The sequence below is a fragment of the Rhizobium sp. GW821-FHT14E12 genome (genome assembly GCF_058803745.1).
This window is the reverse complement of sequence record NZ_JBXAPH010000002.1, coordinates 477,311-493,233: the sequence shown is the minus strand read 5'-3', so window position 1 is coordinate 493,233 and position 15,923 is coordinate 477,311. Positions and strand designations below refer to the sequence as shown.

The 15,923-nt window shown below is 59.2% G+C and carries 17 protein-coding genes; 7 read left to right on the top strand and 10 right to left on the bottom strand.

The features are described from left to right. The first annotated feature begins 460 nt into the window (after window positions 1-460). Window positions 461-952, top strand: coding sequence for a hypothetical protein (locus AC1RO0_RS10470; RefSeq protein WP_498592823.1), 492 nt, complete (start codon window positions 461-463; stop codon window positions 950-952). Between the two features lie 29 nt (window positions 953-981). Here AC1RO0_RS10470 and AC1RO0_RS10465 read toward each other — a convergent pair whose 3' ends face one another. Genes AC1RO0_RS10465 through AC1RO0_RS10455 form a run of 3 tightly spaced genes read right to left on the bottom strand, consistent with a single transcriptional unit; the run spans window position 982 to window position 3,775 of the window. Further along, on the bottom strand, window positions 982-1,686 hold the full coding sequence (locus tag AC1RO0_RS10465; protein WP_498592822.1) for a DUF4336 domain-containing protein: 705 nt from the start codon (window positions 1,684-1,686) through the stop codon (window positions 982-984). 23 nt (window positions 1,687-1,709) lie between these two features. Beyond that, window positions 1,710-2,354 carry a LuxR C-terminal-related transcriptional regulator gene (locus tag AC1RO0_RS10460; RefSeq protein ID WP_498592821.1) on the bottom strand — a complete coding sequence of 215 codons (645 nt, stop codon included), beginning with the start codon at window positions 2,352-2,354 and terminating at the stop codon, window positions 1,710-1,712. Continuing rightward, on the bottom strand, window positions 2,351-3,775 hold the full coding sequence (locus tag AC1RO0_RS10455) for a sensor histidine kinase (RefSeq protein WP_498592820.1): 1,425 nt from the start codon (window positions 3,773-3,775) through the stop codon (window positions 2,351-2,353). The genes AC1RO0_RS10460 and AC1RO0_RS10455 overlap by 4 nt, the downstream gene beginning before the upstream one ends. A 251-nt stretch (window positions 3,776-4,026) precedes the next feature. Here AC1RO0_RS10455 and AC1RO0_RS10450 point away from each other — a divergent pair, with 251 nt between their 5' ends. Then, window positions 4,027-4,677, top strand: a complete 651-nt coding sequence (locus AC1RO0_RS10450) for a hypothetical protein (protein ID WP_498592819.1) — start codon at window positions 4,027-4,029, stop codon at window positions 4,675-4,677. Window positions 4,678-4,737: 60 nt separating this feature from the next. Here the strand turns inward: AC1RO0_RS10450 and AC1RO0_RS10445 are convergent, their stop codons facing one another. Further along, window positions 4,738-5,649, bottom strand: coding sequence for a dihydrodipicolinate synthase family protein (locus AC1RO0_RS10445; RefSeq protein ID WP_498592818.1), 912 nt, complete (start codon window positions 5,647-5,649; stop codon window positions 4,738-4,740). Window positions 5,650-5,799: 150 nt separating this feature from the next. On the opposite strand from AC1RO0_RS10445, the gene AC1RO0_RS10440 reads away from it, so the two are divergent. Both AC1RO0_RS10440 and AC1RO0_RS10435 read left to right on the top strand, forming a co-directional pair. Next, window positions 5,800-6,504: a GntR family transcriptional regulator gene (locus AC1RO0_RS10440; protein WP_498592817.1), complete on the top strand. Its 705-nt coding sequence runs from the start codon at window positions 5,800-5,802 to the stop codon at window positions 6,502-6,504. A gap of 59 nt (window positions 6,505-6,563) precedes the next feature. Next, a complete protein-coding gene (locus AC1RO0_RS10435) occupies window positions 6,564-7,709 on the top strand; it encodes a M24 family metallopeptidase (protein ID WP_498592816.1) in 1,146 nt (381 codons plus the stop codon). A gap of 43 nt (window positions 7,710-7,752) precedes the next feature. On the opposite strand, the gene AC1RO0_RS10430 is transcribed toward AC1RO0_RS10435, so the two are convergent. The 6 genes from AC1RO0_RS10430 to AC1RO0_RS10405 all read right to left on the bottom strand — a co-directional run bounded on the left by AC1RO0_RS10430 (window position 7,753) and on the right by AC1RO0_RS10405 (window position 13,825). Continuing rightward, window positions 7,753-8,811, bottom strand: coding sequence for an ABC transporter ATP-binding protein (locus AC1RO0_RS10430; RefSeq protein ID WP_498592815.1), 1,059 nt, complete (start codon window positions 8,809-8,811; stop codon window positions 7,753-7,755). A 4-nt stretch (window positions 8,812-8,815) separates the two neighbouring features. After that, on the bottom strand, window positions 8,816-9,646 hold the full coding sequence (locus tag AC1RO0_RS10425; protein ID WP_007698012.1) for a carbohydrate ABC transporter permease: 831 nt from the start codon (window positions 9,644-9,646) through the stop codon (window positions 8,816-8,818). Window positions 9,647-9,649: 3 nt separating this feature from the next. Then, entirely contained in the window at window positions 9,650-10,576 is a 927-nt protein-coding gene (locus AC1RO0_RS10420; RefSeq protein ID WP_047453150.1) for a carbohydrate ABC transporter permease, read from the bottom strand. Between the two features lie 86 nt (window positions 10,577-10,662). Beyond that, the gene (locus AC1RO0_RS10415) at window positions 10,663-11,922 is read right to left on the bottom strand and encodes an ABC transporter substrate-binding protein (RefSeq protein WP_368511429.1); all 1,260 of its coding nucleotides are present in this window, start codon (window positions 11,920-11,922) and stop codon (window positions 10,663-10,665) included. A 44-nt stretch (window positions 11,923-11,966) separates the two neighbouring features. Next, window positions 11,967-13,133, bottom strand: coding sequence for a PLP-dependent transferase (locus AC1RO0_RS10410; protein WP_498592814.1), 1,167 nt, complete (start codon window positions 13,131-13,133; stop codon window positions 11,967-11,969). Then, complete coding sequence (locus AC1RO0_RS10405; protein WP_498592813.1) at window positions 13,130-13,825, bottom strand: FadR/GntR family transcriptional regulator; 696 nt, start codon at window positions 13,823-13,825, stop codon at window positions 13,130-13,132. Before AC1RO0_RS10405 ends, AC1RO0_RS10410 begins: the two co-directional genes overlap by 4 nt. Before the next feature lie 178 nt (window positions 13,826-14,003). Here AC1RO0_RS10405 and AC1RO0_RS10400 point away from each other — a divergent pair, with 178 nt between their 5' ends. From AC1RO0_RS10400 to AC1RO0_RS10390, 3 genes are all read left to right on the top strand, one after another. Beyond that, window positions 14,004-14,258 carry a hypothetical protein gene (locus AC1RO0_RS10400; protein ID WP_498592812.1) on the top strand — a complete coding sequence of 85 codons (255 nt, stop codon included), beginning with the start codon at window positions 14,004-14,006 and terminating at the stop codon, window positions 14,256-14,258. A gap of 469 nt (window positions 14,259-14,727) precedes the next feature. After that, entirely contained in the window at window positions 14,728-14,868 is a 141-nt protein-coding gene (locus AC1RO0_RS10395; RefSeq protein WP_498592811.1) for a hypothetical protein, read from the top strand. Window positions 14,869-14,985: 117 nt separating this feature from the next. Continuing rightward, the gene (locus tag AC1RO0_RS10390; RefSeq protein ID WP_498592810.1) at window positions 14,986-15,906 is read left to right on the top strand and encodes an alpha/beta hydrolase; all 921 of its coding nucleotides are present in this window, start codon (window positions 14,986-14,988) and stop codon (window positions 15,904-15,906) included. Window positions 15,907-15,923 lie beyond the last annotated feature (17 nt).

Here is a 15,923-nt window from a genome sequence, read left to right as displayed (position 1 = left end):
ATATGTCTTCCAATGCCTCTTCATCGCGACGTTATCCGTGCTGGGCCAAAAGTTGATGGATGACCCACGGTATCCATGACAAATTATCCATGACAAATTGCCCCGTTTCTGCCAGCGACAGAGCCTGATGAAGGACGCTCATCTGTGTTTCCCCTTTATTTGATCCATCCACTACCCAGTGGGCAGTAGTAACCGTGCGGCAGACGCTCTTTCAATCTTGGTCTTCGCCATCGGGGCTTCAGTCGAGTTGACCTTAGGACCTTAGTCTGATGGTGGATGGGGCGAAGGTCCCGATAGGGCTTGCAAAAAGCCCGACATTAACGTTTTAGCGCAGACAAGTGTTGACGCTTGCGTCGCAGAAGCGATCTGATGTCGTTGTGGAGACACTTTCTCAAACACAATGGCTGGCGAATCTCTCCCGGCTCTTTAGTTCATGCATCCGAAAGCCTGTGAAAAGCCCATGTCTTCTTTACGCGGAAAGTCGATCTCTGTTTCTCTCTGCACTCTGTTTACGCTGGTGCTTGCGGCAACTCCCTATCACGTCGAGATTCGCGGATCGTCGATCGGACTTGTCGCACAATCCGCCGACGCAAAAGGCGGGAATGGCAATGGAGGAGGCAACGGCGGCGGTAACGGTAACGGCGGCGGCAATAGCGGGAACGGAGGTGGAAATGGGGGCGGCAACGGTAACAGCAACGGCAATGGCAATGGTAACAGTAATGGAAATGGGAATGGCAAAAGCTCCAGCGGGAAAAGCGCCAAGCAAAGCCAGGACAACACCGATGCCACGACCAGTTCAGACGATGCGTCGATGGCGGTTGAGCACACAGACGGCATGAGCGAAGCCATCCAGAACGGGCGCTACGTCATGAAGGATGCAAAAGGGCGCACCATCATCAATCGCGGTGCGACGGCCGCTGACCAGAAGCGGCTGAAATCCTTCCAGCACTAGACGCAGGTGGCTGCCCGCAATAGCCGCGATCATTGATCCGTTAACCAGCGAAATGCACGATTTAGGAAATCCCGACCACCTTCGGTTATCGGCTCCCCGTGAGCCATCAGCACTTTTTCGGCTGGCCAGTCCAGGATGCGCCTGATCGAAGCGCGCGCGGCGGGCCGATCGGTAAAAGCAATGCGAAACTTCCGAGGCACAGACGGTTCAGCCGCGACCATCAAATCCAGTCTTGCGACGATGGCCCGCCAGCCCTTGAACCATTGGGGCTGAAAATGCTGAATGAGATCAGTGAAGAGCGCCGTGGTGCTCTTGCGGTGAAAAAAGACCGCCTCGGTTGTGATCAGGTTGCCCCGCATGACGACCAGATCGATGTCTTCGGCCCAATCCGCAATCGGGGCATCGCCAAGGTCGCCGTCAAATTTGAGATCCTTACGCTTTTGCCGCAGACCCGGTGGGGCATAAGCTTTGGCATTGGGATAAGCCTGCTGCCAATCGCCAACGAAGAGATGGTGAAGCGAATTGGGGGCGATCAGGTAGCGTACGTCGCCCAAGATCTCCACTTCGGCGCGAAGATCCTCCGTAAGAGCTATCGGCGACCATAAGAAGAGGCCACCATCCGACAATCTGATGATCGCCATGCGCGTGGGATAGTGGAAGCCAGCGGCGGCCGTGACGGCCGGACCATCCGCAATCCATATCTCGGAGCCGAATTCCTGAAGAACGCCTGTCATTTCACACAAGCCTGGTGCTGATCTTAGCCGTTTCTTTCCAGTGCGTCGCGAAACGTCATTGCCGCTTCAGTGCGGTTCGCGACGCCGAGCTTCGTGAAGATCTGGGTCATATGATGCTTGACCGTCTTCTCATGGAGATCAAGCTTGAGACCGATCTGCTTGTTGCTCAAGCCGGTTGCGACAAGCTGAAGCACTTCGCTTTCCCGATCCGTCAGTTCGCGGATAAGATCCGACTTCACCAGCGCAGCGCCCTGGCCGGAGATCAGGCGAGCGGAAAGGGTCGGCCCGACATAGGTTTCACCCGAGGCCACCGTGCGTAGGATCTCGGCCAGTGCTCTCGATCCGACGCCCTTCAACACATATCCCTTTGCCCCGCTTTTCAGCGCCGTCGTTACATCGTCGCTGGCTTCTGAGACCGTCAGCATCACGATTTTCTGGTCCGGCACATGCTCGAGGATTAGCGGGATCGCTTCCAGTCCTCCGCCGGGCATGGAAATATCCATCAACAGAACATCCGGGCGCGCTTCTATGGCTATGCGAACGGCGTCGTCTCTCGTGCTGCCTTCGCCCAGGATCGAAAAACCGCCAATCTCGGCGAGGCTGCGAACGACGCCCTCACGAAACAGCGGGTGATCGTCGATGACCGCTAGGCTGATTGCTGTCGTCATGTCTGTTCCATTTCCATCGCGCTGAGCGACATCCGAACGATGGTTCCATCCTTGGAGGAACTGAGCTCGAACGTGCCGCCAACACTCTCCACTCTTTCCCTGAGGCCCGCCAAACCGAGGCTGCTTTCAGGAATACGCGCCGGATCGAAACCCGGGCCATCATCTGATACCGCAATCGTGACGTGTTTGCCATCGGCACCCTGGTCAACCCGTTGCACCGCGCCGTCGCCGTGACGATAGCCATTGTTCAGCGCCTCCTGGACGAAGCGATAGATGCAGATCTTGGCGGAGGTCGAAAGCTCCAGCGACGTGTCGGAAAAGGACAGGCCAACCACGGTTCCGGTTCGCTGCTCGTGGGCGCGAACCGCGCGTTGCAGCAGCTCCGAGAGGTTCGCCGCCTCGATCTGCGGCAGGACGAGCCCGCTGCAGATGCTTCTGATCTCCGCCATGGCGTCGTCAAGGCTCGATTTGATTGCGGCAAGCGACAGCTCGCGCTCCCGCGCCGGAGCAGCCGGATTTGCCAAGGCCTCGCTGTCCAGTCTCAATGATGCATATGCGACGAGCTGTGCGGGGCCGTCATGCAGATCGGCGCCGATGCGCCGGAGGTAGCTTTCGTTGAGGGCGGCCGCGCGTTGCGAGGCTCTTTGAACGCGGGTGCGCAGGATCTCGTTTTGCTGCAGGAGGGCCGACAATTCGCCGATGCGCGCCTTGAGCGCCCCTCGCTGGCTTTCGATCGTCCGGCTTCCGCGAAGCACGATCATCGACAGGATAAGGAAGAAGGCCAGGGTGAACACGCCGACGGCCAGCCAGCTTCGGAAGCGAGCCTGGTTCAAGCTGCGCTGGAAATCATACGCAACCTCGTGAAATTCCGAGACCGCGACAACCATGCCAGACCAGGGTTGGAGGACCGGATTGTAGATCTCCAGAAGCGGCTTGCCGCTGTCACGCTCGGCAACGCTTTCGACGCCGTCAAGCTGATTGAACTGCGCCGTCATCATACCGGAAAAGGCCGTCTTCAGATCGTCGCTCAGCGGGAACTGCTTTCCCATCAGGTTCTTGTCGTTGGAGTAGAGAACGGTTCCGTCGCTGCGCCAAAGGCGAAAGGACATCAGGCGGCTGCCAAGCGCTCCTTCGCCGAGCGTTTCATCCAGTGCACGCGTCACCGTATCGTCCAGCATCTTGGTTGTCTGCATATCCGGGAGAAGCGGCGCGATGACGCTGTCGACATAAAGAGCGGTGCTGGCGGCAGAATTGCGCGTGACGGCATCCTCGATGAGGCTGGTGACAACTGCGCCGACGACGAGCATGGCGCAGGCCGCGACGAGGCCGCCGATCAGCAGGAATTGCCGTGCCAGGGATTGGGAGTTCCAGCCGGTGATCAAACCAACCGGCGACAGCAGTGATTTGAGATTTGTCTGCATGTCTGGCCACTTTCAACGATAGTCATCCAAATGCCGGCAGATCCCGGGATTGATGCAATTCCCATCGATCGTACCCTCTGGACTTTGGGCCATCGGCAATCAGGCTAAGGTCTGATCCCCTGAGGCATTGGTCCGTCCCCCGTGGAAACTTCCATTTCCAGCAATATTATGACGAGCAGCATGAATGCTCGTCCCGCGCCGCAGTTGTACTGCGTCGGCAGAGCATAGTCTGGAATGAGAGGAATACGCAGATGAAATTCAGTTCAGCCTTTGGAACGACTGTTGTTGCCTTGGCATTGGCTGTCGCTCCGCTAGCCGACGGCGCCCTCGGTTTTGCAAACATGGCCTACGCCAAGGGCGGCAACGGCAATGGAGGAGGCAACGGCGGTGGCAATGGAAATGGCGGAAGTCATGGCAGCAGCAATTCCAGCGATGGAAAGTCTAGTGCCGCGCAATCGGACGATAGTGATGGAAGCGTCGGGAGCCTGAAACATGCGGCGCATTCCTCAAAGCCCGCAGCTGCAAACAGGAAGCTCGAAAAGACGAGCTCCACGAAAGTGAAGACGGCAGCGGCGGAGCTTGGCAGCCTCAATTCCCTGAAGCGGAATTATCATGCCTACATGAATTCGAAGGATCCGAAGATGGCGGCCGTCAGGGCCTATGTCATGGATTACGCCGAGTTCGAACTCAAGAATGGAACCAATGCCGTGCCGACGGACCCGGCTCTCAGTGACGAGGCGCTGCGCTCGGCTTTGGCTCAGGCGTCGAAAACAGGTGTGATCACCGACAAGACGCTGGCGGAAGCCAAGGGTATTCTGGGCGTTGGTCCTGCTGTCGGGAAAATAGACCAGGTGCGCGACGCGTTGGAGCAATCCACAGCCACAACGACATCCGCGAACTGAACGTCTTTATGGAAAAGCAAAGCCGGCAATCGTTGACCCGCGATTGCCAGCTCTTCTGTATCAGGCAGCCTGGCGCACCTCGGAGGGGCGGGTAGCGGCAGCCTTTTCGACCATGGCGCTGACTTCGGCGCGGCGGGCGCCGGACAGCGGCAGACGCGGCATGCGGACACGCTCGGAGCCGCGGCCCATGATCTGCTCGGCAAGCTTGATCGACTGCACAAGATCATGCTCGGCATCGAGATGCAGAAGCGGCATGAACCAGCGATAGATCTTGCGGGCCTCTTCCCAATCGCCACGTTCGGCGGCGGCAACAAGCTGCACCGATTCCTGCGGGAAGGCGCTGGTCAGGCCGGAAACCCAGCCCTTGGCGCCGAGCATCAGACCTTCGAGCGCGACATCGTCGAGACCGGCGAAAATATCGAAACGATCTCCGAAGGCATTGATGAGGTCGGTAAAACGGCGCGGATCCGGCGCGCTTTCCTTGACGGCCTTGATGTTCGGCACGTCGGCCAGCGCCTGCAACACGTCAGCGCCGATATTGACGCGGTAGGCCGGGGGGTTGTTGTAGAGCATGATCGGCAGCGAGGTCGCTTCAGCGACCGTGCGGAAATGCGCGATCAGCTCCTCCGGCTTCGGCACATAGACCATGGCCGGCAGAAGCATCAGTCCATCGGCTCCGAGCTTTTCGGCATCGCGGGCATAGGCAACGGCGCGGCGCGTATCGAGTTCGGAGACGCCGGTGACGACGGGAACGCGGCCGTTGACCACCTCGACGGCGGCCTTCAGGATCGTGCGCTTTTCCTCCGGGTCGAGCGAGTTGTTCTCGCCGCAGGTCCCCATGACGATCAATCCGTTGACGCCGTCATTGACCAGCGCATCCTGAACGCCCTGCGTGGCCGGGAGATCCACGGAAAAATCTTCCTTGAACTGTGTCGTTACGGCGGGAAATACGCCCTTCCATCCAGTCGTCATCGCTTGATCCTCATTGAAAGCTGACGGCGTTATATACAAACTGTCGACAAAGCTCAAGAAGCGCGATAGAAAAGTTTCAGGAAGGGCAGGTGGTCTTGCGGAGCCCTGCCAAAACGACATACGAAGATGTGGGTCGCGAGGGACATCCGAATGCATAATGATGCGGAAAATGTGCGCGTGCGCGGATCGGGCACGCAAAGCGTCTATGCCGCGTTGCGCCGGGAAATCCTGTCAATGGCGCTCGAACCCGGCAGCCCGCTTGACGAAGTGCGACTGTCGGAGCGCTTCAAGATGTCGAGAACGCCGATCCGCGAGGCGCTGCTGCGACTTGTTGCCGAGGGGCTGGTCACGACCCTGCCGAACAGGAACACGATCGTGGCGACCATCGATTTCGCCAGCCTGCCTACTTATTTCGAGGCACTGACGCTGATGTACCGCGTCACCACGCGGGGTGCGGCTGAACGGCGCGATAGCGGGATCATGAAGACCATCCGCGCCCACCAGCAGGATTTTGCGGACGCCGTCCTTGCCCGCGATGCCTATGCGATGATCGAGGCGAACCGCGAGTTTCACGTCGCGATCGCCGAGCTTGCCGGCAATGCCTATTACACCACCTTTTTCGCCCGTCTCCTCGACGAAGGCCGGCGCATTCTTCGTCTCTATTATTCGACATTCGATGACCGCCTGCCGCGCCAGTACGTCGATGAGCATGAGGAGATGATCGACGCAATCGAAGCGGGCGATGTCGACCGCGCCGACCGGCTCGCAATCGATCACGCCGCGCAGATTGTCCGGCAGATCCAGGACTATGTTGCCCGCAACCTGGACCGGCCGGTGGCGATCCCATTGTCCTGAAACCCCGCGACGAAAACACTTTTATCTCCGCCTCTCGATCGAATGGATTGGAAAACCGCATGTCTTGGCAGCATCCCGTACCCCGCATAACTCAGGACGAGAGGCAGCTTCGTCTCTCGAAACTCCGCCGGTCCATCGAGGCCGAGGGTTTGTCCGGCGTGCTGCTCGGGCCGACCGAGAGTCTGCGCTATTTCACCGGACTGGTCTGGCACTTGAGCGAACGGTTTCTCGGCGCGCTCGTGACCCCGACGGAGCTTTACTACATCGTTCCGGGCTTTGAGCGCAGCCGCGTGGAGACGCTGCCGCATCTGCCCGGAGACATTCTGGTCTGGCAGGAAGAGGAAAGCAGCGTTGCCCTGATCTCCCGCCTTGTCGGCGGCTCCGGCAAGCTCGCACTTGATGATGACCTGCCGCTTTTCTTCTACCACGCGCTGGCGGCGAAAATCGGCGTTGAGAGGCTGACGGATGGCGGGCGTCTGACCCGTGATCTCCGCCGGATCAAATCGCCGGCGGAGATTGCGCTCATTCAATATGCGATGGATCTGACGCTCGATGTTCACAAGCAGGCGCATGCACTTCTGAAGCCCGGGATCAAGGCATCCGAGGTGGTGGATTTCATCGACCGCCGACATCGCGATGCCGGGGCCGATGGCGGCTCGACCTTCTGCATCGTCTCTTTTGGTACCGCAACCTCGCTTCCGCACGGGGCGGATGGCGACCAGATCCTCGCCGATGGCGACGTTATTCTGGTCGATACCGGTTGCCGGCTTGACGGATACCATTCGGATATCACCCGAACCTACACCCTGGAGAGCGGCCACAAGGAATTCGAACAGGCTTGGGCAATCGAGCGCGAGGCACAACAGGCCGTATTCGATGCAGCCCGGCTTGGCGTTGCCTGCTCAAGCCTCGATGACTCAGCCCGCAAGGTGCTCGCGAAGCATTCGCTCGGTCCGGACTATCGTCTGCCGGGGTTGCCGCACCGCGCCGGTCATGGGCTCGGTCTCGAAATCCACGAGGAGCCCTATATCGTCCGCGGCAACGCGACACCGCTTGCCGCCGGCATGGTTTTCTCCAACGAGCCCATGATCGTCTTTCCGGAAAAGTTCGGCATCCGGCTGGAGGACCACATCTACATGACGGAAGATGGGCCGCGCTGGTTCACCACGCCGGCGAAGGGGCCGACCGAACCCTTTGCCGATTGAGGAAAACCGTCATTGCCGGCGTGCTGAGCAGGCAACCCTTGGCTCACGCCGCCCGTTTGCCGTCTTGGTCGAACACATGCAGATGTTGCGCCGGAAACGATACGTTCACCTGCGGACCCGCGCTCAGCGCCTCGCGATTGAGCGTGAACACCTTGAATGGCAGGCCGTGCAGCGACAGGTGAAGGATGATGCCGAAGCCGGTCGGTTCGATCAGTTCCACATCGGCACTGAGATCGGCACTATCCGTTGACAGAACCACATGCTCGGGGCGAATCCCAACCGTCGCCTTCGCGCCGACCGGCAGGCTTAGCGGTGCCGGCAGTGGGACAATGGTTCCGTCCTTCAGCCTCATGCCGCCGGTCTCGTAGGTCGCGTCGAGGAAATTCATCCCCGGCGAGCCGATGAAGCCAGCAACGAAGAGATTGGCGGGACGGTCGTAGAGTTCGAGCGGACTGCCGACCTGCTGCACCACCCCGCCATGCATGGCGACGATCCGGTCCGCCAGCGTCATCGCCTCGATCTGATCGTGCGTCACATAGATCGAGGTCGCCTTCAGAACGCCATGCAATTTCTTGATTTCGGCCCGCATTTGTTCGCGCAGGCGCGCATCTAGGTTCGACAGCGGCTCGTCGAACAGAAAGGCCTTCGGCTGGCGCACGATGGCGCGCCCCATGGCGACGCGCTGACGCTGGCCGCCCGAAAGCGCCTTGGGACGGCGCTCCAGCAGCGGATCGAGGCCGAGCTTGGATGCGGCGGCGGCGACGGTGCTCGCAATCTTGTCCTTTGCGATCTTCCGCAGCTTGAGACTGTAGCTCATATTGCCGGCGACGTTCATGTGCGGATAGAGCGCATAGGACTGGAACACCATGGCGATGTCGCGGTCCTTCGGGTGAAGTTCGTTGACGCGCTTGCCAGCAATGCGAACCTCGCCGCCGCTGATGTCCTCGAGACCGGCGATCATCCGGAGCAGCGTGGACTTGCCGCAGCCCGAAGGCCCGACGAGGACGACGAATTCGCCATCCTTGATCTGGAGATCAATGTCGTGCAGCACCTGCACATGCCCATAGGCTTTTCTAACGTTCTGAATATCGATCGATGCCATTTGACTAACCCTTGACCGCGCCGGCCGTCAGGCCCTGCACGAGATAACGCTGGATGAGCAGGAAGAAGAGGCAGGCCGGAATGAGCGCCATGACGCCCGCCGCCATCATCTGCCCGAAATCCACGGAGAATTTCGAAACGAAGGTGAGAAGCCCGACGGGGAAGGTCGCGGCCTGATTGCCGTTGATGAGCATCAGGGCAAACAACAGCTCGCTCCAGGCGGCCGTGAAGACGAAACCGAGTGTCGCGGCGATGCCGGGTAGCGTCAACGGTAGGATGATCTGCCGGAACGCCGTGAACTGCGTCGCGCCGTCAATCATGGCCGCCTCTTCCAGGTCCTTCGGAATGCCGTCGAAGAAGGACTGCATCAGGAAGGTCGCGAAGGGCACGTTGAAGGCTGTGTAGACGATGACGAGGCCGGTCAGGCTGTTGGTCAGATGCAGCGGCGTCAGGATCTTGAAGATCGGCGCCACCAGCATGACCAGCGGGAACATCTGCGTCAGCAGCATCAAGGCCACGATCCAGTATTTGGCGCGGAAATTGAAGCGCGAGAGCGCATAGCCGGAGAGCGATGCGCAGATGGTGACGGCAATCGCCGTCGATCCGGAGACGATCAGGCTGTTCTTGAAGAATGTCGGGAAGTCGCTGTGTTGCAGCACGAAAGCATAGTGCTCCCATGTCGTGCGCGACGGCCACATACGGACGCCTTCCGTATAAAGCAGGTCGTTCGGGGTGAGCGAGACCTTGAAAAGCCAGAAGAGCGGGAAGAGTGCGAAAACCACGTAGCAGAGGATAGCCAGGCGATGCGCGATGGTGGGGAGGATGGATCGTCTCATGGCTCAATCCTTGTTCAGCAGGGTCTGCCGCAGCAGGATGATCAGCATGGAATAGGCAAGCAGCAGCACGAGCAGTACCAGCGCGATGGCCGAGGCATAGCCGAAATCCAGTCGCTTGAAGGCCTGGGTGAAGATGTAGCTTGCGACGATCTGGGTACGATCGGCCGGTCCGCCTCCGGTCATGACCACGATCAGATCGGCGAAGTTCGAGACCCAGACCGTGCGCAGCAAGACCGTGATGGCGATGGTCGGGGCGAGAAAGGGGAGCGTGATCGAGCCGAAGCGCTGGAACCAGCCCGCGCCGTCGATGGAGGCCGCCTCATAGAGATCGCGCGGGATCGCCTGGAGGGCGGCCAGCAGCGTGATCGCAAAGAAGGGAATACCCCACCAGACATTGGCAACAATCGGTCCCCACATCGCATATTGCGGATCGGAGAGAATGTTGCGGGGTTCGCTCATCAAGCCGAGATCGAAAAGCCAATGCGGGATAGGCCCGATCACCGGATTGAACAGCCATGCCCAATTGAGGCCGGCCAGGAAGGATGGAACCGCCCAGGGCAGGAACACCAAAGCCTGCACCAGCGCCCGGCCGAAAAACGGCTTGTCCAGCAAAAGAGCCAGGATCAGCCCGAAGACAAATTGCAGGAGAACCGAGGCGCCAGTCCACCAGAGTGTGTTCTTTAGCGCGCCATAGAAAGCCGCATCCTTCGAGAGTTCGCGAAAATGCTCCAGGCCGATAAAGCCGCCCGAAAACGGATTGAGCAGCTGGATATCGCGAAACGCATAGGAAATGCCGATCGTCAGCGGCACCAGCATGACGGCGATAATGAGGATGAGGGCAGGGGCGCTATAAAGATAAGGCTCCGCGGCATCGGCAAGACGCTTCAGCCACGGCCTGCGGTCGCGACGCCTGTCGGCGGTCATGGTCATAAATCAGTTCCCATTCGCGGCGTTCGAGCGCCGTCTGCTTCATGTGCGAAAAACGGCGGCGGATTGCTCCGCCGCCGGTGATGGATTTACTTCTTGGCGAGGAATTTCTGCTGCGCCTTGGTCAGGTAGTCAGCCCATTGGTCGGCCAGATCCTTCGCCGAGATATCGCCAATTAGTGCCTGCTGCGAGGTCTTGATGGCGAGCGAATCCTTGAAGAAGGCGAATTCCTCTAGGTAGGTCGGCATGACGGTCGGGACCGTGTTCTTGTCGGCGAGTTCCTCGAACCAGCCCTTGAACTGATCCGTTGCATAGAAAGGATCCTTCTCGGCCGAGGTATAGGCCGGCAGGGCGCCGATCTTTTTGTTCCATTCGAGGTTGCCCTCTTTGCCTTCAAGTGTTGCTATCAATTTCCAGGACAAATCTTTGTTCTGGCTGGTAGAAAACATTGACCAACCGGCATAGCCGATGGTCGGGAACGACTTGCCGTCCGGCCCCTTCGGCAGCGGCATGACGCCGAAATCGTCCTTGCTCATGCGCTCGGCAATCGCGATCAAGGCATCCGGGTCCTGGTCGAGGAAGGCGCAGGTGCCGGAATAGAAGCCGGCGACGACTTCGTTGAAGCCCCAGTTGACGCTATCCTTCGGTGCCAATCCCTTCTTGTAGAGATCGACCATCCATTCGATGCCCTTCGCCCAGCCGGCGCTGTTCATCGTGGAGGTGCCATCGGCGGTGAAATACTTGTTGTCGCCCGCCATGGAGGCGGCGAAAATCATCCAGCCGTTCAGGCCGCCCGGGCCGCCGCGCATGCAGTAGCCGTATTTTCCGGGGAGTTTGGCGACCGCCTCGGAGGCCTTGACGAACTCGTCCATCGTCTTCGGCGGCTCGGCAACGCCGGCCTGCTGCAGGAGTTTCTTATTGTAGAACATGGCGCGAAGATAGAAGCCGTAAGGCAGCATATAGGCGGTGTTCTTCACGTCGCGACCAAGCTCGAGGGCGCGCGGCGTCAGTTCTTTCGTGTTGTCCCATTTGGCGAGGTAAGGCTCGAGGCTTTCGAGCATGCCGTTATTGCCGTAGAGCGACAGCCAAGTATCCGGCATTTCCATCACATCCGGCGTATCGCCGGCCGAGACCATGGTCGCGAACTTCTGGAAGGCTTCGTTCCAGGGCAGCGAGATGATGTCGACCTTCGTGCCCGGATTGGCCGCCTCGAATTTCCCGACGATCGATTTCAGCGTCTCGGTGCGTTCAGGGCTAGTGATGACTTCAACGAGTTTGAGGGTCGTATCGGCAAAGGCCGTACCGGCCATCATTGCGGTAAAGAGTGCTGCTGTAATCAGTCTTTTCATGCTCAGTTCCCCCTTTTTAGGTTTTTCTCTTCAGGTTGCAGGTTTTACGAGGCAGCGGCGATCGCTTGCTCGATATCTCTCCACAGCGCCTCGGTTCCCTCGAGACCGACATGGAGACGTACGGACCTCGGGTTGATACCGAAGGTATGCGCGGAATTCGGTTGTGCCTTCTGCTGAAGCACGACTTCGCCCGGTACGATCAGGCTTTCGTGCCCACCCCAGCTCACACCCAGTTTGAAGAGCTTGAGGTTATCGGCAAAGGCTCTGACATCGACGCCTTCGCGGAAGATGAAGGAGAACAGGCCCGAGGTACCGTTGAGGCCGGCAGGAAGGCGGTTGGCTAGGCCCGGATGGCAGACCTGCTCGACAGCACCGAGTTCCTGCAGCCGACGCGCAATCGTCAGGGCCGCGGTCTCATGCGCCTGCATGCGGATCGGCAGAGTGCGCAGGCCACGGATCAACAGCCAGGCATCGAAAGGCGACAGCTTGCCGCCGAGATAGGGATAGGCTTCGGCCTTCAGCCGCGCGATCATCTCCTTGGAGCCGGCAACAACACCGGCGACGACATCGCTATGGCCACCCAGATATTTGGACGCGGAGTGGATGACGAGATCGACACCGAGCGTCAGCGGACGCTGGAAATAGGGAGTGGCCCAACTGTTGTCGATCATCGAGACGACGCCATGCCGCTTGGCGAGTGCTGCAAGCGCGCCGACATCATGGGCTTCCATCACCCAGCTTGTCGGGCTTTCCATATAGAAGACCTTGGCGCCCGGAAGCGCCTTGGCAACAGCTTCCTCGTCGCGACCGTCCACATAGGTCACCTCGACCTTCATGCGTTTCAGGATGGTGCCGAAGAGGCGGAAGGCGTCGGGATAGACATGTTTGACGGCGACGATCCGGTCGCCGGGTTCGACGAAGCTGAGCACCGCGGACGAAATCGCGGCCATTCCGCTTGCAAAGCCAAGCGCATCCTCGGCACCTTCGAGCTTGGCCAGCATTTCCTCGAACATCCGCACCGTCGGGTTGAGGCCGCGCGAATAGATTGGCCGTATCTTTTCACCGCGATAGCAGGAGATCATCTCGTCGTAGCTGGAAAAGGTGAAAAGCGACGCCTGGAAAATCGGCGGCACCACAGCATCGGCAAAATTGCCGTCGTCATGGGCCGTAATCAGAGAAGCGAGTTCGAACGGCTCTAGCCCGTCAGTCATTGGGACATTTCCTTGATATCTTCCTCGACAACGTCGAGAATTTTCAGTGTTTCGGCGCGTGCCGCCTCGGGATCCTGGGCGACGATCGCGTTGAACAGGGTGCGGTGAAAGGGGAAGGACCGGCGGGCGAAATCCTGCCGGTCGAAAGGGTGCGTCCAGAAGCGTTCGAAGGTTCCGCGCATCTGTTCGAGAAGCTGTTTGAACAGCGGATTGTGGCTGGCGTCGTAGACGGCCAGATGAAACGCAAGATCTTCCGGGCCGGAGGTGCCCTTGGCGATATGGACCCGCTCCATCTCGTTGAGTTTCTCCTCGATGATGGCGATATCCGCGGCCGAGCGCTTCCTGGCGGCGACCATTCCGGCCTCGCATTCGATGCCGCGGCGAACCTCAAGGGTCTGCAGCAGCACGTCACGCAGATGCGTGGTGTCGAGCGACAAGGGCATATGGATGGTCGATTTGGAAACTGGTTTCAAGAGATAGGTGCCGCTGCCCTTGCGGGTTTCCATCACGCCCAGAGCCTGAAAATGCGTGAGCACCTCCCGGATGGTCGAGCGGCCCACCGAGAGGGCGGCCATCAACTCACGTTCGGTCGGCAGCCGCTGGCCTGCCTGTAGTTCCGACGCCTCGATGAAATCGGACAGCGCGTCGATCACTTGCTGTGTCCGATCGATCGAGGGGAGTGGGGTGAGCATCGCCTTGGTCATCATGACAGCTAAATTGGTCTGACATCTGCTATCAGGTCAATCTCTTTTCCTGTCCGTCACCCTATTTTTTTAGGGGTGCTTCCATCAATGCTGTGGCGTCGGCTCTCTTCAAGAGCGGGAAAAGCCCTGATAGAAGGAGCCTGATTGAGTCCCGGATTGGAAAAGAATGGCAGCGCGAGATCGATATTCACGAAAGCTGGAATGCTTGAAGTGCGGCCATGCCGGCTTCGCGGAAGTTTCCGAAAGCGACGATCGCTCTGGACCCAGCCGGGATTTCAGGATCGATGAAATGCCGCGTGGCTTTTCCACTGAACGGCCATCGGCCGATCCGCGAAAGCACATGATTCGTTGCAGCTGCGGGACCGTCTTCCGCTTCGAGCAGAACACCGTCTATGCGCCTGGCGGCGAACCCCGGCGATAAAGCCGGCAAGAGCCGCGTCTCGGCCGGCACAATCTTCACAAAAGAAAAAAGGCCCCGCGGAAGCGAGGCCAAGCTTATGCCGCTCCGGGGAAATCGGAAGCAGCGCGGCGTGATGTAGCGCTGCTGTCCCGTGCCGACTAGGTCATATTACGTCATATCGGTACGGCTGGCAGAAAAAGGGTACCGAGGAGGCGATTTTTTCGAAATCGACACATTTCCTCACAGGGCATAATCTTCTCAAGCAGCAGAAGAAAGCCGCTTCTATCGCCCTTTCCAACAAGGTTTGAGTGTGGTGACAAACATGATATCTCTCTTATAAAGAGCATTCATGTTCAGCTAGCGTTCATTTAGCGGAAGGCAAATAGGTAACAGCCGCAACGCCTTGCGGCTGGTTGAGGCTCGACTACTGATAAAGCTCACGAGGCCGGTGGTCGGGCCTCTCACGTTCCAAAAGAACATGGATGCTCGCATGCGGCTGTTTCAAGCTTTGATTGACTGGATACTAGGGCGACGCCGGGAGCGGTTGGATCACGAGGCGATTCAATATTCCGCCGACGACCCATGGGTGATCCAGCAGATCGAGGAATTCGAGCGGGAACTGAAAAAGTAAAGCGCTGTCCGCTGTTCACTTACGGTGTCGAAAAGCCGATTCGCTTCCCAAGCTAAGGACAGGCTATTATGAAGCCTGGGCCATTCCAATGGCGAAGAACCTTACCGAGGACGCGGAATGCTGACACGCCGTTCGATGCTGGCAGGAATGGGTGCCGTGTCATTCTCCCGCAAGGTGCAGGCCGCCCCCGTTGCCGCCTCGCTTCCGCTTTGGCCGGCACTGCCACCCGGCGGTGGCGGCCCTTCCGATCCCATGACGATCAATGCCTGGGGTGCGATCACCAACATCGCGATACCGTCGATTACCGTCTATACGCCGGCACATCCCAACGGCGACGCCATGCTTGTTGCGGCAGGTGGCGGTTACAAGCGGATCGAAGAGGGCCAGGAAGCGCTTCCGGCGGCCTCGTGGCTGAACGATCGCGGTATAACGGCTTTCGTTTTGCGTTATCGGCTTCCGGGGGAGGGATGGACCAATGGCCCGCTCGCGCCGCTGCAGGATGCCCAACGCGCCATCCGCCTCATTCGGGCCAATGCAAAGAGTTTCCGTATCGATCCGAAACGGCTGGGTGTCCTCGGTTTCTCGGCGGGTGGTCACCTGTTGGGTCTTGCCTCGGCACGGTCGGCCTTCGCCTCCTATCCCGCCGCCGACAAGATCGATGCGCTTTCGGCTCACCCGGATTTTGCGGCATTGATCTATCCGGTGATCACGCTGGAGCCGCCTTACGATCACACCTCGACCCGGCGCATCTTTGTCGGCGAACATCCAAGCCTCGAGATGAGCGCCATGTGGTCGGTCCAAACATATGTTGGCAGCGATTGCCCGCCGATGTTTCTCGTTCAGGCGGAGAATGATCCTGTTTCCAATCCGGTCAATACGCTGATCATGCAGGCCGCCTGCGAACGAGCCGGCGTGCCTGTCGAGTTGCATCGCCTCGCAAGCGGCGGGCACGGGTTCGCCATGGGCAAGAAAGGCATGCCTTCCGGCGAATGGCCTGACTTCTTTGCCACCTGGCTGCAAAAGACCGTCCGAACCTAGCGGACAAACAGTTGCTC